This is a genomic window from Flavobacterium soyae (genome assembly GCF_045348165.1).
GTDB classification, from domain to species: domain Bacteria; phylum Bacteroidota; class Bacteroidia; order Flavobacteriales; family Flavobacteriaceae; genus Flavobacterium; species Flavobacterium soyae.
Genome location: NZ_CP150845.1, coordinates 4,865,115 through 4,886,325 on the forward strand (window position 1 = coordinate 4,865,115; position 21,211 = coordinate 4,886,325).

The following is a 21,211-nucleotide window of genomic DNA, read 5'->3' on the forward strand; positions in this document are numbered from 1 at the left end:
GATTACTTTTTTAACTTGGTTTCTCGCAATTTTTACGATTGTAGAACCACCAATTGATACCTGTAGCTAATATAGTGAAAAAACAAACACCAATAAAAAATTGATTTACAGTACCATTAGCAGAAATATTATTTCCTATTAATTTAGAAAATATAAAAGGTCCAAATGCGGCAATTGCGGCTGTCCAGCCAATAACTCCGGCTGCCTGACGCTGATTTTCGGCAAAAATAATTGGGTATTGTCTAAAAGTTCCTGCGTTTCCAATTCCGGTAAAGAAGAACATTCCCAGAATTACGGCTACAAAAAGTGGAAACTGATCCATGCTTGTTGGCGCAACTAATCCTTGTGCTACCAAAATTACAGCTCCGGCTAAAATTCCTAAACCTGTTATGGTTGTTAAGATGGCTCCGCCCACTTTATCTGCCACAAAACCAAATGCGATTCGGCTGGCTGAACCAATTAGCGGCCCGTAAAATGCATATACTAATGGATCTGGTGCGTTTGGAAAATCTCCGTATAAAAATTTAATCATTAAAGGAAAAGCGGCCGAAAGTCCTGCAAAAGTTCCAAAAGTCATTACATAAGTAATCGTGCAGTACCAAGTGTGTTTATTTGAAAATATATCCAGCTGTTCTTTGATAGAGGCTTTCATTGGTATACTTCTCAAATAAAACCAGCTTACAATGGCTAAAAGAATTAAAAATGGTGCAAACCAAAATGCCGCTGACTGCAAATAAATTGGTGTATTTTTAACGGCGGTATTTTCCGGATTGATTTGATTTAATATTTTTTCTGCCAGTTTTGGGTTTGCATTGGCAATTGCTTTTGCCTTTGCTTTTACAGGCAATGAAGTAAAAACAATTGTTTTATCTGTAGAATGTACCGCTGTACTTACTGAATCAACTACGTTTTGTTTTACGTTAGAAAGTATTTTGGTTTGTATTTCTGCATCAAGTGATGCAAAAACCTCTTTTTGTTTTTCTACAGTAGAGTTTTGAAAAACAGTTACAACTTCTTTAGAATCTATACTTGTAAATACGGTTGACGCTCCATAAATCCCGACACTTATAATAAGCGGGGTTACAAATTGTGCTATCGAAACACCAAAATTTCCTATCCCGGCCTGGATTCCAAGTGCTGTTCCTTTTAATCTTTTTGGAAAAAACAGGCTTGTGCTTGGCATGTAAGATGAAAAATCGCCTCCTCCAAAACCTGTTGTAAATGCTAAAACAGCAAATACCCAAAAAGGTGTATTTACATCCATAACGGCAAAACCAATTCCGATTACGGGAATTAATTTAATTGCTGTTGCAAAAGAAACTACGTGACGTGTTCCAAATATGGGTAATATAAAAGTGTGAATTATTCGAAGAAATCCTGCAGCTAATCCGGGAATTGCCGTTAACCAAAAAAGCTGGTCTTTTGAAAAATTAAATCCCAAGCCGGGTAATTTAACGGCTATTACGCTCATCATAAACCATGATGCAAATGATAAGATTAATGTTAATGTTGTTATTGTTAATGTTCTCCATGCAATTTTACTTCCGCCAGAGTTCCAAAACGCTTCATCTTCCGGTTCCCATTTGTCTAACCAAGTTTTCATTATTTCTATTTTTATTAAATTATTTGTCTTCAATTTCTCTTGTAAACTCCGGTGATTTACTTCTCATGGCATTAATAATTGTTCTGTGCATCCATAGCAGACAAAGCACAGAAACTATAAAAATGAATATCCATGAACTGGTCCATAATCCGGTATAATTAAGGAGATATCCAAAGATTATGGGGCCGAAGAATCCGCCGAGCCCGCCAATTAAACCTACCATTCCGCCAACAACCCCAACTTCATTTGGGAAATATTCGGGAATATGTTTATAGACGGCAGCTTTTCCAATTCCCCACGAAATACCAATTAGAATTACCAAAACCAGATACACCCAAAGATTGGCGCTGAAATTAATTTGTGTAATTCCTTTCGCCAGTAATTCTTTCTTTTTGACTTCCTGATTTTGTTTTACAACAATTTCCTGCCATGATTTTTTTACTGGTAAAACAGATTCGCTATTAGCTTCTGAATCTTCTTTGGTATTAATTTGATGTATTTTGCCATTTACGATTATTTTATCTGCCGAAACTCCTGATACAACTCCATTATTCATTGCCAAAACGCCCGGACCTGCGGTATAGATTTCCATTTTTGGAAACATTAACAAAAAGCTGATTACGATTGATGATCCTAAAACCCAATACATCACTTTTCTGGCTCCAAATTTATCTGAGAGATAGCCGCCAAAAGCCCTGATAACGCCTGATGGTAAACTAAAAAGTGTTGCAAACATTCCGCCCATTACTAATGTTGTGCTGTAAACATTCATGAAATTAGGAAGCAGCCATTGTGAGTAGGCCACAAAAAAACCGAAGACTAAAAAATAGTAAGCTCCAAAACGCCAAACTCGCACGTTTTTAAGCGGAGACATTAATTGTGGGATAGTTTTTGAAACTCCGGGATTGGTTTTATTTTTTGCAAAAACAATAAAAAGGATTCCTATTATTACCAATGTAACGGCATAAATTACAGGAAGCATTTTCCAGCCGTTTACTGGGTCTTTTTCAGATAAATGATTCAGTAATGTTGGTGCAATAAAAGTGGTAATAGCTGCGCCGGCATTTCCCATTCCGAAGATTCCTAAAGCTCTTCCCTGCCATTCTTTTGGATACCAGATTGAAGTATATCCAATTCCGACAGCGAAACTTGTTCCTACCAATCCGAAGAAAAAACTCAGCAAGGCAAAACTTAAAAACGAACTGGCAAAAGGCAGTAAAAAAAGTGGAATGGAACAGAGTAAAAGTAAAATCGAAAATACTATTTTACCTCCGTATTTGTCTGTTAAAATCCCTATTGGAAGCCTGAAAATTGAACCTGAAAGAATTGGAATTCCTAACAGCCATCCGGTTTGAACTACTGTAAAATTGAAAATTCCTTTATCTGTTAAATAAGTTATTAAAACTCCGTTTAATGTCCAGCAGGCAAAACATATTGTAAAAGCGAGAGTATTTAAAAATAAAATTCGGTGGGATTGAGATAAACTGCTCATAAAACTTTAATCAATTTTTGACTTATATGAGGTATAGTTCCTCAATTATCAAAACAAAATTAAAGCGACACTTTCTTATAAAGAATGATATATATCATGTGAAAAAGATATTTTTATCTTTAATAGTATTACAACTTAAGCTACTGGAAATAAGCTTTACATTTTAATCGAATAAAAAAGAGACACTCAAAAGTAAAAACAGCTCTTTATTATAATTGACCCATTGGGTATAATTATTTTTAAACGCATAGAAACATAGATTTAACACTCTCAAAAAAGGCGTTTCACTTATTTAAAACACATCCCGATAGCTATCGGGACTATGTGTTAGAAACATGTTTCTTTTTATATTCTTTTATACACATAAACCTATGTTTCTATGTGTTAAATGATTTTTTTTAATTACACCCAACGGGTTATAATTATTTCTTTGTTTTTAATGTAAACTTAACTACCAATGAAATGTTCCTACGGAACAAAGAATATAACTTGTTATTTTTTGATACCCGTTTCATTCCATTAGGAATGTTTCATAGGTAGAAAAAATAGAGGTCAGCCACATTTACGTTCCGTAGGAACGTTTGATTTTGACATCGTTTTTTAATATCCTGGCATATCAAACGTTCCTACGGAACGTAAACGATGATAACAATATAATTTCTACCTATGAAATGTTCCTACGGAACAACGTAATATGTAAAATAAAAAAAGCTGCTCCAACTTTTGAGACAGCCTCTTTTGTAAACTTTGAATTATAAATATGAAACTTAATTTTTTCGATCCATATCTTTTGCATATTCCGGTGATTTCTCTTTCATGAGATTTACTACGATACGATGCATCCAAATCAAACAAATTAAGGATATCGCTAAAATAAACATCCAGGAACTGGTCCAGAAACCGGTAAAACTTAAAAGATAACCAAAAATGATTGGGCCGAAAAATCCGCCGAGACCGCCAAGAAGACCAACCATTCCGCCAATAACACCTACTTCATTTGGGAAATAATCGGGAATGTGTTTGTAAACCGCAGCGGCGCCAATACCCCATGCAGCACCAATCAAAATAACCAGAACGAGATATACCCACATATTGGCTTCAAAATGAATTTGTGTGATTCCTTCGGCCAATAAATCTTTCTTTTGAATCTGCTGATTTTGTTCGACAACAACTTCCTGCCATGATTTTTTAGATGGAAAATATTTATTGTGTACAGCATTTTTATCTTCCTGCGCAATTTGATACGTTTTACCCCCTGCTACAACTTCATTTTCTGAAACTTTGGTGACGGTTCCGGCTTTTGAAGCTACAAGTCCGGAGCCTGAAGTTGTGATATCCATTTTTGGGAACATCAATAAAAAGCTGAGAACAACAGAGGAACTTAAAACCCAATACATCACTTTTCGAGCTCCAAATCTATCCGATAAAAATCCGCCATACGCTCTGATTACGCCAGACGGAAGACTAAATAAAGCGGCAAAAAGTCCGCCCATAACTAAAGTAGTATGATATACATTTAAAAAATTGGGAAGCAGCCATTGTGAAAAAGCTACAAACGAACCAAAAACGAGAAAATAATATAATCCAAATCGCCAGACTCTGGCACTTTGAAGCGGTTTTAATAATTGGCCGACAGTTTTAGACTGTGCTTCTATTTTTTTATTTTTTGTAAAAATTAAAAATACGATTCCCATTAAAAGTAAAGCACTTCCGTAAATTACAGGCAGCCATTTCCAGCCGTTTTCAGGATCAGTTTCAGAGAAATTGGTCAATAATGTCGGGGCAAGAAAAGTGGTAAGTGCCGCGCCGGAGCTTCCCATTCCGAAAATTCCCAAAGCTCTTCCCTGCCATTCTTTTGGATAATAAATCGAAGTATAACCCACACCAATTGCAAAACTGGTCCCAACCATCCCGAATAAAAAGCTTAAAATGGCAAAGGCCCAGAAACTATCTGCAAATGGTAATAGAAAAAGCGGAATTGAGGATAAAATCAATAAGCAGGAAAAAACAGGTTTTCCGCCAAATTTATCGGTTAAGATTCCCATGGGCAAACGCATAATTGAACCCGTTAAAATTGGAATCCCAAGCAGCCATCCAATTTCGACTACACTCCATTCAAAAATTCCCCTGTCGTTTAAAAAAGTAACTAATACGCCGTTTAACGTCCAGCAGGCAAAACAAACCATAAAGGCTAACGTATTGAAAAAAAGAATGCGGTGTGATTGTGAAAGATCTGCCATAGAAAATACTTTTTAGTAATTAATGATTAAAAACTTATTGTGTATAACTCCGATGTTTTGGCGAATAAAATTTCAGTCTGTTTGTATATGGATATATTAAAATTAAGAAAAAAACCTATTAAAACATTAATTATTAATCTTTTAAACTCTAAAAGTAGTTTTTATAAATCTGAAGTATTTTTCTAATTTTTTGAATTGAAGTGCTTTTCAAGACATTTTTGAGTGTTTTTTAAATGCTTAAAAAGTAATTTAAGACATTAAAAACTAGCAAATTAAATGAAAAATATTACAATTTATTATTACGCAGAAAAATATTTTTAACATTTTCAGAAATAAAAACAAACACTCAAAATACTGATAATCAATATTTTAAAAACAAAAATAAATTAATTCAATACTATTACCTTCATCATTTTGAAAAAAAGTTTACTAAACTTTTGGTTTTTATTATATTAAAATTAACTTTGTCTATAGGATTAGTAGAGTTATAAAATAATATTCGAAACCAAAAAAGCTATATTTTGAAAACAACCGAAAGCATATCGTATTATATTCTTCCAAAAAATGATACTTATAACAATTGTTGTTATATGTGCTTCTGTTGTTAATTACCAACGCAATCCGTTCGTTATTAGATTAAATTTTAAATCTAAAAAACGAAATCTCAATTTCACCACCAAGATTACTTTTATTGAATTACAATTGTCTAATTGATGCATAAAACTGCAGCAAAAGGATTTTTGAATATACCTATATTTTAAAAAGAAAATAATTAATCAACTAAAAAACAACCAAAATGAAAACAATGCAAACCTGCTGCTGTAAATAAAAAAAGCCATTTCTGCGGCAACAGAAATGGCGAGGCTTAAAGAACATTTATCACTAAATCAAGGACACAATCAGAGTGCTGAAAATTCAGCTCTCAGGGCGCCTTGTTAATTACTTAAACCATTACAAAGAAATGAAAAAAAATATAAACCTCATTTTATGGGTTACAATTTTGTTAACATCCCTGCAATTTCAGGCACAAAATACAACACCGCTTATCCAATCTAAACTCGACGGAACGGTAGTCGATGATATTACAAATCAGCCAATTATAGGTGCATCAGTTACGATTAAAGGTACTACTCACGGAGTACAGACAGATGCTGAAGGAAAATTTTATTTTCAAACGGGTCAGAAATTTCCTTACACCTTAATCGTAAGTTACATAGGATATAAGAAACTAGAAATTATTGTAGAGAAAAATCCGGTTACGATTCATTTAAAAGAGGAAAGACAAGAACTGGACGAATTAGTTGTTGTGGGTTACGGAACTCAAAAGAGAAAAGACATTACAGGTTCTGTAGCTTCTGTTCCAAAAGCCAACTTATCCCAAGTAACTTCATCAGCAGATAACTTATTACGAGGCGCTGTTGCCGGTGTGGTAGTTACACAAAGTTCTGGTCGTCCGGGTGCATCTTCAAGTGTACGTATTCGTGGAGGAAACTCAATCACAGCGGGTAATGAGCCTTTATATGTTGTTGATGGAATTTTAATTTATAATGACAATAATAACAGTTCTGCCGGAATATCTAACGCCGGAGCGAGTTTAAACGTTTTGTCTACTATAAACCCAGCCGATATTGAATCAATCGAAGTTTTAAAAGATGCGTCTGCAACTGCAATTTACGGTTCACGTGGTGCAAATGGAGTTGTTATTATTACAACTAAAAAAGGAACAAAAGGACAGGATAATATTTCATACCAAGGTTATTTTGGATTTCAAAATGTTTCAAAAAGACTTCATGTAATGAATGCCAGCCAATGGGCTAGTTTACGAAATGATGTTCAGGCAAGTATTGGTCAGGCTCCTTCTTTTTCTGCAGCGCAGATCGAAGCTTTTAAAACTTCCGGAAGCTACGACTGGCAGGATGCAGCGTTTAGAACTGCTGCTCCGGTTCAAAATCATCAATTATCATTTTCTGGAGGAGACGAAAGATCAAGATATGCGGTTTCTGCAGGATACTTTGATCAGGAAGGGACTGTTCTGGGATCTGATTTTAGACGTATCTCTCTTCGTATCAATTACGAAAGAAACTATTCTCAAAACTTTAAATTTGGTATTAACGCGAATTACAGCAATTCACTTTCTAATGGTATAGCCAATAACGGTAGCGGAGGAAGAAATCCAAACCCTTTGGTTAGTGTTTTGTTAACTGCTCCTGTAGTCCCTATTAGAAATGAAAATGGAAGTTATAATGTAACTAACAATCCTTATGCAACTTCGGTTAACGGTTTTGTTCCAAACCCTATTAATGATTTGGAAAATACTATTAACGAAACTAAAATCAACAGGATTCTAACCAGTTTATTTGGAGAATACAAAATCACTAAAAAACTAACGGCTAAAGTGGCTGTAAGCGGCGACGTTATCAATACAAAACAAAACTATTATGCGCCTGCAAATACTACAAATGGTGCAGGAACAAAAGGTTCAGCATCTGTTGGGGATAGATTGGTAAGTTCTGTATTGAATGAAAATACTTTAAATTATAATACCAACTTTGGTGAAAACCATAAGTTCTCAGTTTTAGGAGGTTATACACTTCAATATACGCAAGGTGAAGTGGTTACAGCCGGAGCTAATACATTTGTAAATGATGCCAATACGTATAATGCACTTCAGGATGGTGTTGCGGTAAAACCTGCTAGTGATGCGTTTGAAAGTGTTTTAAAATCATGGCTGGCGAGAGTTAACTACTCTTATAAAGGAAAATACAACTTTACACTTTCTGCCCGTGCGGATGGATCTTCAAGATTTGGTTCTGAGTCACTTTGGGGCTATTTCCCTTCAGCAGGTTTCTCATGGAATATTACTGATGAAGAGTTTGCAAACAACATTAAAGGTGTAACTGAGGCTAAACTTAGACTTACTGCCGGAACAACAGGAAATCAAGAGATTGGAAACTATTTAGCTTTAGCTCAAATGGGATCTGTAAACTATTCTTTTGGAGGAACAATTTACACTGGACTTGCTCCTACCCGATTGGCAAATCCTGATTTGAAATGGGAAAAAACAAACCAGTATAATGTTGGTTTAGATTTATCTCTTTTAGACAGAAAAATCAATTTTGTTTTTGATGTGTATTACAAAAAAACAAACGATTTATTAATTAGCGTTCCGGTGCCGTTAACTTCAGGATATGCAAGTGTGCTTCAAAATATTGGGGGTGTCGAAAATAAAGGTATCGAGATTGGTTTAACGACTGAAAACCTAAAAACAGAAAATTTCTCTTGGAATTCAAATGTAGTTTTCTCTGCTAACAGAAATAAAGTTGCAGCTATAGGAAACGGAGTAAATCAGTTTTTCCCTGTAGTACCAAACGGTTCTTTATTACAGCAGCAGCCAGTTACGGTAAAAGTTGGTTTACCATTAGGAACTTTCTGGGGATACAGAACAAATGGAATTTTCCAGACTCAGGAAGAAGTGAATACACAGCCAAAGATCAACAGTTTAGCGAACACAAAAGTGGGAGACAGAAAATATGTTGACACAAACGGAGACGGTGTAATTACAGCTCTTGACAAAGGAGATTTAGGTTCATCTCAGCCAAAATTTGTTGGAAGTTTCAGCAACACCATTTCTTATAATGATTTTGATTTGAATTTCTCTTTTCAAGGTTCTTATGGCGGAAAAATCTTCAACGCTTTAAACCAGCAGTTAGAAATTTCTACTCTTGGAACAAATGCTAATGTGACGTTAGAAGATCGCTGGACACCAACAAATCCAAGCAACGAAATTCCGAGAGCAACAAGTTCACCGTTAGGAATTGTTTCTGAGCGTTATGTTGAAGATGCTTCTTTCTTACGATTAAAATTAATCACGCTTGGTTATACATTACCAAAAAGCACCTCTAAAAAACTGGGAGCAAAAAGCGTGAAATTCTATGTATCTGCAGAAAACCTTGTTACATGGACAAAATACACTGGTTATGATCCAGAGGTGAGTTCATACGAACAAAACAATTTATATCCGGGAATTGATTTTGGTTCTTATCCAAACTCAAAAACATTCATCTCGGGCTTGAACGTAACTTTCTAAGTAAAAAAATATATCAAAATGAAAAAGATTATAATAACATTCCTTTTAAGTGCCGGACTATTGGTATCGTGCACAGACCTGGAGGTAACACCAACCTCTTTTGTAACCGAAGATAATTACTTCATCACCCAGGATGATGCCGTTGCGAGTGTAACTGCGGTTTATGCTTCATTAAGCCTTGATCCGGGAGAGCAGAGTTTATTTGGTAGAAACCTTTATTTCCTGACAGACATGGCTACAGATTATGCTGCGGCAGGAGTTTCGGCTACAAACCCGCAGGTTAGGGCTTTGAGCAGTTTAACGCACGATGCTACTTCAGACCGTGTTCAGGTGGCGTGGAGACAAATTTATGCCGGAATCAACAGAGCCAATGTTTCTATTGATAATATCCCAAAAGTATCTGGATCTGAAGTTGTAAAAACAAGATTAATCAATGAAGCTAAGTTTATCCGCGGATTACTTTATTTTCAGGCAGTTCGTCTTTGGGGCGGAGTTCCAATTGTTTTGCACGAACCAACTTCTATTCAGTTAGAAAGTTTAAAATCAAGAAGAGAATCTGTAGATAATGTGTATGCCCAAATTATTTCAGATTTAACCGCTGCCGAAAGCTTACCTGCAGTTTATACTGCTGCAGATGCCGGACGTGCTACTTCTGGAGCTGCAAAAGCTATTTTGGCAAAAGTGTATTTGACAAGAAAAGATTATCCAAATGCTATTTTAAAAGCAAGAGAAGTAATCAATGGCGGGTATGGTTATGCTTTATTCGAAAACTTTCAGGATATTTTTACGAAAACAAAAAAGAACGGAAAAGAGCATATTTTCTCTGTTCAGTTTGAGCCAAACCAAGCAGGAAACGGATCTAGCGGAAGTACTTTTCAGGCAACATCTTTTACAGGATTTACGGCAACTGAACCTGCTGATATTATTTCAGATGTAGCCTTGTTTTATGATATTTATGAAGCTGGAGATACGCGTAGAGATGTAAGTTATGCTAAACAGCTGCTTAACCCAACAACCGGAACGCTTTATACTTTCCCTAAACCAATCTTTAAAAAATATCTGGATTTAACCAATTTGGCAACTCCGGCAAACGTAGCGATCAATTTCCCTTTAATTCGTTATGCAGACATCTTATTATCATTGGCAGAAGCCATAAATGAGCAAGGTGCACCAACTGCAGAAGCTTATGAATTGATTAACCAAGTAAGAAGAAGAGCTTACGGAAAACCTATTAACACTCCAGACGCTACTGTAGATTTAGCTGGATTAAACCAAACCACTTTTAGAGCTGCTATTCAGGAAGAGCGCAAAAAAGAGTTTGTTCAGGAAGGACAACGCTGGTTTGACTTAGTTCGCTGGGGAACATTGGTTACAGAAATCAAAAAAGTTACAGCTAAAAACTCAGTATCTGAAAAAAACAATCTCTATCCGATTCCACAGAGTGAAAGAAATATTGACCCAGTTGGTTTACCGCAAAACCCTGGATATTAACTATAAAAACAATCCAAAAAACTATTAAAGATGAAAAATTTTAAAAATAACTTTACAATCAAAAGCTCTGGAAAAGGGCTTTTGATTACAGCATTGCTAGCTGTACAATTTGGCTTTGCACAAGATACTCAAGAGTTCAAAGGGACAATTGGTAAAACATTAGCCGATTCTAAAGAATATTGGCCAGATCCTGTAAAAGCGCCAAAAGGTGCGCCAAATATTGTCTGGATTTTACTGGATGATGTTGGATTTGGGGCTGCAAGTGTTTTTGGAGGTTTAATTCAAACGCCAACTTTTGAAACTCTGGCTAATAACGGTTTACGTTATACCAACTTTCATACAACAGCAATTTGTGCTCCTACCCGTGCCGCTTTATTAACGGGAAGAAATTCTGGAAGAGTGCATGAAAGCGGATTTTCGCACACTATTTTATCGGCTGGATTTCCTGGCTGGGACGGAAGAATTCCATCTGATAAAGGAACAATTGCAGAGATTTTACGTGAAAACGGATACAACACTTTTGCAGTTGGTAAATATGGTGTAACTCCAGATGAAGATGCTACAGACGCCGGACCGTTTGACAGATGGCCAACCGGAAAAGGTTTCGATCATTTTTACGGATTCCTTGGTTCACAAACAGATCAATACAATCCTGATTTAGTGGAAGATCAGGCACATGTTAAACCAGACGGACGTCACTTAAATGAATTAATTACAGACAAAGCAATCAGCTATATTCAAAAACAGCAAAAAGCGGCACCTGGAAAACCATTCTTTTTATACTATGCGCCGGGAGCTGTTCATGCACCTCATCAGGTTGCTGAAAAATGGATCGAACCTTACAAAGGAAAATTTGACGAAGGTTATGATGTATACCGTGAAAAAGTATTAGCAAACCAAAAGAAATTAGGTGTTGTTCCTGCTAATGCCGTATTACCAGAACGCAATGCCCTTATTACAGATTGGAAAAAATTAACTCCGGATGAAAAGAAAGTATACGCAAGATTCATGGAAGCTTACGCCGGATTCCTGACTTATACAGATGCTGAAGTTGGAAGAGTGGTTAATTATCTAAAAGAAAGCGGGCAGCTTGATAATACTTTGATTTTTGTTGCTATTGGAGATAACGGAGCCAGTAAAGAAGGAACTTTGCAAGGAACGATTAACCAAAGCTTATTTTCTCAAGGAAAAACAGAAGCAGAAAATCTTCAAAGCAATTTAAATAATATTGGAGAAATTGGAACTGCAAAAGGTTTAAATACTAATTATCCGTTAGGATGGGCACAGGCAACAAACGTTCCTTTTAAAAACTGGAAACAAGATGCACATTCTGAAGGCGGGACGCGTAACCCATTAATTGTTTTTTATCCAAACGGAATTAAAGACAAAGGCGGAATTAGAAATCAATACAGCCACGTAACAGATTTACTGCCAACAACATTAGCAATTGCAGGGATCAAAGCTCCGGAATATATCAAAGGAGTTAAACAAGATATTATTCAGGGTTCTTCATTCCAGGCTTCTTTAGATAATCCAAAAGCAGAATCTTTACACAAAGTTCAGTACTATTATATCTTTGGAAACAGAGCAATTTATAAAGACGGATGGAAAGCGGCTGCAGCACATTTACCAGATTCATTTGCTGTAAAACAATCAATAGGCAAAAACGAAAAACCTGCTGCAAGCAATTTTAATACTGATGTTTGGGAGTTATACAACTTAAACGAAGATTTTAACGAACGCAACAACCTGGCTAAAAAATATCCTGAAAAACTGGCTGAACTTCAAAAATTATTTGACGAGCAGGCAAAAGAAAACAATGTTTACCCATTGATTGACTGGCAGGATGTTTACAACAGAAGAATTCACAATACAGGAGCTGACAAAGGTAAAACGCTGCAAGATTTAGTAAAACAAGTAACTAAACCTGCAGATACAGAAACTGCAAAATAATGATTCCCACAACCTGCAAGGTTTTTAAGACCTTGTAGTTTTTTTAACGCCATTAAAATCTTCATTTGATTTTGACGGTTTGGAAAATCATACCTACAAGGTTTTAAAAACCTTGCAGGATAAATCAAAAAGTAATGAAAAATAAAAAACAAAATTCTACTACATCCATAGAATTAACAGTTAAATTATTTATTTTCACATTAACATATTAAAATTCAAAAAGATATGAAACGAGTAGATTATGAAATCATAGGAAAAAAAATTGTCGTTGGGGCAATTGTATTTTTAGTTCCGCTGGTAATTTTAGCCGGTGGTTTAGCATTAATTAATCAAATTTTAAAATAAGAAATCATGGCAATAGTTCAACAAGAAAAACTAAAAAGAGATTTAAGTATCAGTTTATTAATATACAGTTTGCCTGTAGTGGCAATTTTCCTGTATTTTAAATTAACAGGCGGAGCGGTAAGCGAATCGCATATTGCGCTTCCTTCATTTTTAGAATTTGCACAACCTGTTTTTGCCAACATCAGAACGTGGGGATTAACCGTGTTTATGATTGTTTTAGGAATAATTGAGTTTACAGCAGGTCTTTATGACGATCAATGGACAGGTGAAGAACGCAAAATTGATATTGTTTCATTTCTGGCACCTAAACTAATTTTACCTCCGATAATTGCTTTTTTCAGTTTAACAGCTTTACCCTATTTATTACCAAATTTAGCAAACACACTTTCATGGGTTCCGTTTTGGGGAGGTTTTTTCCTAATCGCAATTGCCGATGATTTAACACAATATTGGTACCATCGTTTGCACCATCAGGTTCCGTTTTTATGGCGTTTTCACAGAACGCACCACTCTGCTCCCTACATGGGAATGGCAATGGCTTCAAGACAGAACTTTATTTATACTATTTTCTTTTCTCAAATTTATTTAACGGCTACTTTAACATATTTAGGTTTAGGATTACCTGCTTTATTTGTTTTAGTTATTAAAAGTTTCATCACTTTGGGAGCACATTCAAGTATTGCGTGGGACAAACCGTTTTATAAATACAAAGTTTTACATCCAATTGCATGGATTTTAGAACGCTTGATTTCTACTCCGGCAACGCACCACGCACATCACGCCGATACAAGCGGTGACGGCGTTGGGCATTTTAAAGGAAATTTCGGAAACATGTTTTTCATCTGGGATGTCATCTTTGGAACGGGTTTAATCACTCGTAAATTCCCCGAATCTTACGGAACAAAATCATACAAACAGGAAGAATGGTACGCACAATTTTTATGGCCGATATTCAAATCTAAAAAAGAAGGAAGTCCTCTTGCCGAAGGCGTAATATCACTTCCAATAAAGGCCAAACCTACAGGAAATGTAGTAGAAACTGCTGAACAAACTCCGGTTTTAGAGCAGGCTTAATCTTAAAAAGTAATAAAAAATATAAAGTACGGCAGTGTATTCGAATCAACCTTGTAGGTAATAAATAATGAATTGTCTCCAGCTGAAGCTGGAGGTTCAAAATTTGAAATGTAGAAGGCTTTAGCCAAACTTTTTATTCGGCTAAAGCCTTTTTATCCACAAATCTGTTACCTCCAGCTGAAGCTGGAGGCAATTCAAAACAGGAATGTTTGAAAAAAAATAAGCCCTACCCCTGCAAGGTTTTCAAAACCTTGTAGATCTATTATTAGACATTCTAAATTAATTAAGAATACCTACAAGGTTTTGGAAACCTTGTAGGTAATAAATAATGAATCGCCTCCAGCTGAAGCTGGAGGTTCAAAATTTGCAATATGGAAGGCTTTAGCCAAACTTCTTATTCGGCTAAAGCCTTTTTTACCTACAAACCTGTTACTCCAGCTGAAGCTGGAGGCAATTCAAATAAAATCTTTGAAAAAAATGACGATTTTTCATTTGCAAAAAAATTAACTAAAGAAGAAGAAGCGATTTTTGGAGGTATTTCGACCGGAGCGGCATTAGCAGCAGTTTCAAAAAAATTAAAAAACATTCCCGAAGATGCCTTAATCCTGACTTTTAATTATGATACCGGAAAGCGATATCTTTCTGTAGAGGAATTATTCGATTTTTTCTCCTAACAAATTACAAATCAAAAGCTTATAATTGAATAAAAACCCATAAATTTAATTCAATAAAGCTAGAAAAATTTTAATCAAAATTATAACCGAAAAACCTTAAAATTATGGCAGATTTACAAAAACAACAGACCGCATTAGGCGATGTTGCAGCAAGACAATTAGCGATCGCAACACGTACCGTTCCTCAAATTGGAACTATAACCCCACGCTGGTTAACGCATCTTTTACATTGGACACCAGTAGAATCGGGAGTTTTTCGTTTAAATAAAGTAAAAAACGCAAATCACATTGAAGTTGATTGTTCGGCTCGTGACGAAAGGATTTTACCGAATACTTTTGTCGACTACATCGAGAATCCAAGAGAGTACAATCTGGCTGCAGTTCAAACCATTGTGGAAGTTCATACCCGTGTTTCTGATTTATACAGCAAACCATACAATCAGATCTCAGAGCAGCTTCGTTTAGCTATCGAAACAATTAAAGAACGTCAGGAAAGCGAGTTAATCAATAACAAAGATTACGGCTTATTAAGCAACGTTGCGCCTTCTCAAATTATAAAAACGAGAACCGGCGCACCAACTCCTGACGATTTGGATGAATTATTGACAAAAGTCTGGAAAGAACCCGGATTTTTCCTTTTGCATCCTTTGGCAATTGCTGCTTTCGGACGCGAATGTACCCGTCGTGGTGTTCCGCCGCCGACAACTTCTTTATTCGGATCTCAGTTTTTAACCTGGAGAGGAATTCCGCTAATTCCATCTGATAAATTACCAATCGTAAAAGGAAAATCAAAAATTATTCTTTTAAGAACTGGTGAAAGCCGTCAAGGTGTAATCGGTTTAATTCAGCCTGGTTTACAAGGCGAACAATCTCCTGGATTATCAGTTCGTTTTATGGGAATTAATGAAAAAGCCATTGCTTCTTATTTAGTATCTCTTTATTGTTCTTTGGCTATTTTGGTAGATGATGCTATTGCTGTTTTAGAAGATGTAGAAATAGGAAAGTATCATGAGTACAAATATTAACAACAACGGTCTACCAAACATCGACGATTTGCAAAATTTAGCAAACGAGCTGTTCAAAACCCTGCCTAATGAATTTCCAAAAGAAATATCATTAAGTCCGGATAAAGCCGAACACCCGCGTGCGACAAAAATTGCAGAAACGATATTGCATACCGGAAACCTGGATCAGTTTGGCCAGATTCCCGCAGCAAATCCGTCGAATCTCCCGCCTGCGCCGCCTGCATTTAGTGGCTTTGGAGCTTCTCCTTCTGCATTAAATCATGGAAATACAGGAGCTTTTGCTTTATATCCAAATGCCGGAGCAGGATTTGATCCTCAGAACAAAAATTCGTCGTCAGGAGTTCAGGAAAACCATGATTTAAATATCAATGATCCGCATACCGGATTTCATGATGTTAATTTGAAAAATGGAAATCCCGCTCAATTGAATGAAGAATCTGTTTTTTCGCCGTTGTCATTAAACAATCAATATCTGCCATTTCAAACAGAAAATTCTTCTTTTGAAATTGAACTGCAGGCTGCTTTATCATTTGTCGATACACAGTTTAAAAAGCGGGAAGATTTTCCTTTAGGCGGAAATGAAACAACATCATCCTACTATTTTTTAGATCAGAATCCTTTTGCTTTTGATAAAAGAAGTACGGATATAATTGTTGGAAATTCTTTCGAGCATAAAGAAATTAATCTTTTTAAAGGACATCCTTTTGATGCAGCTTCAGTAAAAAAAGATTTCCCGATTCTAAAAGAAACTGTAAACGGTAAGCCATTAGTTTGGTTTGATAATGCGGCAACAACGCAGAAACCGCAATCAGTAATTGATAGAATTGCGTATTTCTACGAACATGAAAATTCAAACATTCATCGTGCGGCACATGAACTGGCAGCCCGTGCATCTGATGCGTATGAGGCTGCTCGTGAAAAAGTAAAAGCATTTTTGAATGCCAGTTCTGCAAACGAAATTGTATTTGTAAGAGGTGCAACAGAAGGAATAAATCTGGTGGCTTCAACCTGGGGCGATCAAAATTTAAATTCCGGAGACGAGATAATTGTGAGTAATCTGGAGCATCATGCGAATATTGTTCCGTGGAAACGCCTTGCTGATAAAAAAGGCTTGAAACTAAGAGTAATTCCTGTTGATGATGACGGACAAATTTTGCTTGACGAATATGCAAAACTGCTCAATTCAAAAACACGTTTGGTTGCTTTTACACAAGTTTCAAATGCATTAGGAACAATAACTCCTGCAAAGAAAATAGTGGAAATGGCACATGCTGCCGGAGCAAAAGTTTTAATCGACGGCGCACAATCGGTTTCGCACATGAAAGTTGATGTTCAGCAATTAAATCCAGATTGGCTGGTTTTCTCAGGGCATAAATTATTTGGCCCAACGGGAATTGGAGTTTTATACGGAAAAGAAGATTTACTAAACGAAATGCAGCCGTATCAATCTGGCGGAAACATGATTCAGGACGTAACTTTTGAGGAAATAAAATACCACAAAGCTCCAAATCGTTTTGAAGCCGGAACCGGAAATATTGCCGATGCCATTGGTCTTGGCGCGGCAATCGATTATGTAACCAAATTAGGAATTGATGCCATTGGTCAGTATGAGCATTATTTATTAGAATATGCTACAAGGCTTTTGAAAGAAATTCCGGGTGTACGATTGATTGGAACTGCCAAAGATAAAGCCAGCGTATTGTCTTTTAATTTACAAGGCTACTCAAACGATCAGGTTGGGCAGGCTTTAAACAAAGAAGGTGTTGCAGTACGCACCGGGCATCATTGTGCGCAGCCTATTTTACGCAGAATGGGAGTCGAAACAACCGTTCGTCCTTCATTAGCATTTTATAACACAACCGAAGATGTCGATACTTTTATAAAAACCATTTGGGAACTTAAAAAAGTTAAATTCTAAAAATAAGAGATTTTCTTCTCTAAAATGATAATTGCTTTTTTTGATATTTTAAGTAATTATACCCTGAAAAGCGATTGTTTTGAGCAATCGCTTTTTTATTAAAACTGCATTTTTACAGCTCAAAAATCAGCGCTTATTTTTAACGAAAATATTCTGCCTTACATTTTTATCAAAAAATCAAATGATTTTCATCAAAAACCAATAAACACGTATACAAAAGTTATCAATGTCACAAAACATAAGTTAATTGTTATTTTTAATGTTAAAAACGTATTAAAAATTAACATTAAATTAGGATATTTGAGAGACTAATTTAAACGAAATGAATATGAAAATTAAATTAAAACATTTTTTGTGGCTGTTTTTACTATTTGTACAAATAGCTGCAGCACAAGAATCGATTTCCGGAAAAGTAACAGATAAAAAAGGACTGCCAATTCCCGGAGCTAATATTGTAGTACAAGGGAAAAATATCAGTGCTCAAACTGATTTTGACGGTTTATTTAAAATTGCCGCAAAAAAAGGAGAAATACTTGTTGTAAGCTACGTAAGTTATAAAACGGTAGAAGTTCCTGCTTCTAATAACATGACAATCGAACTGGATGAAGTTCAAAATGAACTTGAAGCCGTAGTCGTTGTGGGTTACGGAACGCAGTCTAAAAAGAACTTAACGGATAATATCGCCCGTGTAACGGCAAAAGATATCCAGCAGATTCCGGTTGCAAACGTACAAAATGCTTTAGTTGGTAAACTGGCAGGGGTTCAAATTACGCAGACAAATGGTAAAGTTGACGGCGGCATTAATATTCGTGTACGCGGTGCGGCTAGTATTAGTGCCGGAACTCAGCCTCTGTATGTTCTTGACGGAATTCCGTTAATTAATGATGATGAATCGAGCAATGGTGCACCAACAAATCCATTGCTTACTTTAAGTACCAATGAAATTGAATCGATAGACGTTTTAAAAGATGCGTCTTCGGCAGCAATTTATGGTGCACGCGGCGCAAACGGAGTTGTTTTAATTACTACTAAAAAAGGCCGTGAAGGAAAAGGTACTTTTACTGTAAACCTTTCGCAGGGAGTTAGTGAGGCTACGCACAAAAGAAAATGGTTAAATTCAAAACAATATGTTGAATTATTGCAGGAAGCAGGAAGAAATGTCAACGATTTAGAATCTGTTGAAGACGAGTTAGAATATCTATCTCAGGGAACGGATTGGAGAAATGGCGAAGTCGATACAGACTGGCAGGATATTGCCTTAAGAACGGGTTATACTACAGACGCTGATTTTTCTGCTTCTGGCGGAGATGAAAAAACAAAGTATTTCTTTTCTGGTGCTTACAACAATACTACCGGTATTGTTGACAGTAATACTTTAGAAAGATTTACTGCCAGAACAAACGTATCGCACAAAGTTACAGATCGTTTAACATTAGGTATGAACCTTGGTTTTTCGAGATCTTTAATTCACAGAGTTCAGGACGATAATTCATTTTCTTCTCCATTGCAGTCTGTTGCTCAGGCGCCGATTTCTCCGGCAAGATTAGAAGATGGAAGCGCAAACCCAAATACAGAATATTCAAACTACCTTTTAGCAAAAGATAATACGTTTTGGAAAACTATAATGCGCAGGCTGACAGGTAAAGTTTTTGGTGAATTTAGAATACTTTCGTCATTAAAATTTAATTCTGATTTCTCATACGATCTTTTATCTCAGACTGAAGATTACTGGCAGGGTAAAAACGCTCCTTTTATGGCAACAGACGGAGCTGTATTTGCAACTTCTGTAAATACCGAAAATTATGTGTCGAGTAATTATTTTACGTTTGATAAAACATTTGCACAAAAACATACTTTTAATATTGTGGCTGGTATGGAGTTCAATAAATACAACAGAAGATATCAGGATGTAAATAGTATTTATTTTTCAAGTGATGATTTTCAAACTGTAGATGGAGGTGCTGAGGTAAACGAAGGTCACGGAAATGAAACCGATTATGCTTTTGTTTCTCAATTTGGAAGATTGAATTATTCTTATATGAATAAATATCTTTTAAAAGCCAGTATTCGTCGTGATGGTTCTTCTCGTTTTGGAAAAAATGAACGATTTGGAGTTTTCCCGGCATTCTCTGCCGGATGGGTTATTTCACAAGAAGAGTTTTTAAAGGACAGTAAAGCTATTTCAAATTTAAAAATAAAAGGAAGCTGGGGTAAATTAGGAAATGCCGAAATAGGGAATTTTGCTTCGCGTCAGCTTTACAGACCAAATCCTTATAACTTAAAATCAGGTCTTACTTTCGATCAGCCTGGAAATAATGACCTGACTTGGGAAAAATCAGCTCAAACAGATTTTGGTTTTGAAATTGGTTTTATAAACAGATTTTCAATTGAAGCAGATTATTACCAAAAAGATACTGACGGATTGCTTTTTGAAGTTCCGTTACCAATAAGCTCCGGAGCTGCTTCTATCAATAAAAATATTGGAAAAATAAGAAGTAATGGTTTTGAACTTACTATAAATACTAAAAATATTGATACTGAAAATTTTAAGTGGAATACCAGTTTTAACCTTACAACAAATGAATCAAAAGTAAAATCGCTTCCAAACGATAACAGGGATATTATTGTTTCATACAATATTAACAGAGTTGGTGAAAACATTTCCTCTTTTTATTTAGTTGAATATGCAGGTGTTGATCCTGAAAATGGAGATGCTTTATTTTATAAAAACACTAAAAAAGCTGATGGAACAATCGATCACTCAACAACAAATACTTATAGTGAAGCACAGCGTATTATTGCCGGAAATCCTTTCCCTACTTTAATGTCTGGTTTAACAAATACAGTTCTTTACAAAGGTTTTGATTTCACTTTTACATTTCAGGGAGAGTGGGGAGCAAGTATTTATAATTCAGCAGGAATTTATCAATCAACTGCGGCTGATTATTTTGACAACCAAACAGCAGATCAGTTAAACAGATGGCAAAAACAAGGAGACATAACAGATGTACCACAAGCCCGATTTGGAGGATCAAACGGTACACAAGATTCTACACGTTATCTTGACAAAGCTGATTTTGTTCGCTTAAGAAATTTAACTTTTGGCTATACGCTGCCTAAAGATGTATTGAAAGATTTAGGAATGAGCAGTTTAAGAGTTTATTTTACAGCTGTTAACCTATTGACTTTTACAAACTACGAAGGAAACGATCCTGAAGCAAGAAGAGACGATGCAGGAATTGGAGAAGATTTTTATTCAGCACCGCCGGCAAGAACAACTGCAATTGGTGTAAACTTTAATTTTTAAAA

General features: G+C 35.8%; 10 protein-coding genes and 1 pseudogene. 8 read left to right on the top strand and 3 right to left on the bottom strand.

The genetic code is table 11. The features are described 5' to 3' along the window. Window positions 1-10: 10 nt before the first annotated feature. The 3 genes from AABD74_RS20105 to AABD74_RS20115 all read right to left on the bottom strand — a co-directional run bounded on the left by AABD74_RS20105 (window position 11) and on the right by AABD74_RS20115 (window position 5,335). Window positions 11-1,603, bottom strand: a complete 1,593-nt coding sequence (locus AABD74_RS20105; protein ID WP_406844077.1) for a magnesium transporter MgtE N-terminal domain-containing protein — start codon at window positions 1,601-1,603, stop codon at window positions 11-13. Between the two features lie 19 nt (window positions 1,604-1,622). Then, window positions 1,623-3,095, bottom strand: a complete 1,473-nt coding sequence (locus AABD74_RS20110; protein ID WP_406844078.1) for a nitrate/nitrite transporter — start codon at window positions 3,093-3,095, stop codon at window positions 1,623-1,625. A gap of 767 nt (window positions 3,096-3,862) precedes the next feature. Continuing rightward, the gene (locus tag AABD74_RS20115) at window positions 3,863-5,335 is read right to left on the bottom strand and encodes a nitrate/nitrite transporter (RefSeq protein WP_406844079.1); all 1,473 of its coding nucleotides are present in this window, start codon (window positions 5,333-5,335) and stop codon (window positions 3,863-3,865) included. A 961-nt stretch (window positions 5,336-6,296) separates the two neighbouring features. Here AABD74_RS20115 and AABD74_RS20120 point away from each other — a divergent pair. The 8 genes and pseudogenes from AABD74_RS20120 (at window position 6,297) to AABD74_RS20155 (ending at window position 21,209) form a co-directional block, all read left to right on the top strand. Further along, window positions 6,297-9,422, top strand: a complete 3,126-nt coding sequence (locus AABD74_RS20120; protein ID WP_406844080.1) for a SusC/RagA family TonB-linked outer membrane protein — start codon at window positions 6,297-6,299, stop codon at window positions 9,420-9,422. 18 nt (window positions 9,423-9,440) lie between these two features. After that, entirely contained in the window at window positions 9,441-10,913 is a 1,473-nt protein-coding gene (locus tag AABD74_RS20125; protein WP_406844081.1) for a RagB/SusD family nutrient uptake outer membrane protein, read from the top strand. A gap of 30 nt (window positions 10,914-10,943) precedes the next feature. Beyond that, entirely contained in the window at window positions 10,944-12,866 is a 1,923-nt protein-coding gene (locus AABD74_RS20130) for an arylsulfatase (protein ID WP_406844082.1), read from the top strand. Window positions 12,867-13,217: 351 nt separating this feature from the next. After that, a complete protein-coding gene (locus tag AABD74_RS20135; protein ID WP_406844083.1) occupies window positions 13,218-14,285 on the top strand; it encodes a sterol desaturase family protein in 1,068 nt (355 codons plus the stop codon). A 473-nt stretch (window positions 14,286-14,758) separates the two neighbouring features. Then, window positions 14,759-14,959, top strand: a pseudogene (locus tag AABD74_RS20140) (cysteine synthase A); the annotation flags it as partial. A gap of 104 nt (window positions 14,960-15,063) precedes the next feature. Beyond that, a complete protein-coding gene (locus AABD74_RS20145) occupies window positions 15,064-15,984 on the top strand; it encodes a family 2A encapsulin nanocompartment shell protein (protein WP_232682731.1) in 921 nt (306 codons plus the stop codon). Further along, window positions 15,968-17,902 (top strand): family 2A encapsulin nanocompartment cargo protein cysteine desulfurase, encoded by a 1,935-nt coding sequence (locus tag AABD74_RS20150; protein ID WP_406844084.1) that lies wholly within the window; start codon window positions 15,968-15,970, stop codon window positions 17,900-17,902. Before AABD74_RS20145 ends, AABD74_RS20150 begins: the two co-directional genes overlap by 17 nt. Before the next feature lie 328 nt (window positions 17,903-18,230). Next, window positions 18,231-21,209, top strand: a complete 2,979-nt coding sequence (locus AABD74_RS20155; protein WP_406844085.1) for a SusC/RagA family TonB-linked outer membrane protein — start codon at window positions 18,231-18,233, stop codon at window positions 21,207-21,209. The last annotated feature ends 2 nt before the right edge of the window (window positions 21,210-21,211 follow it).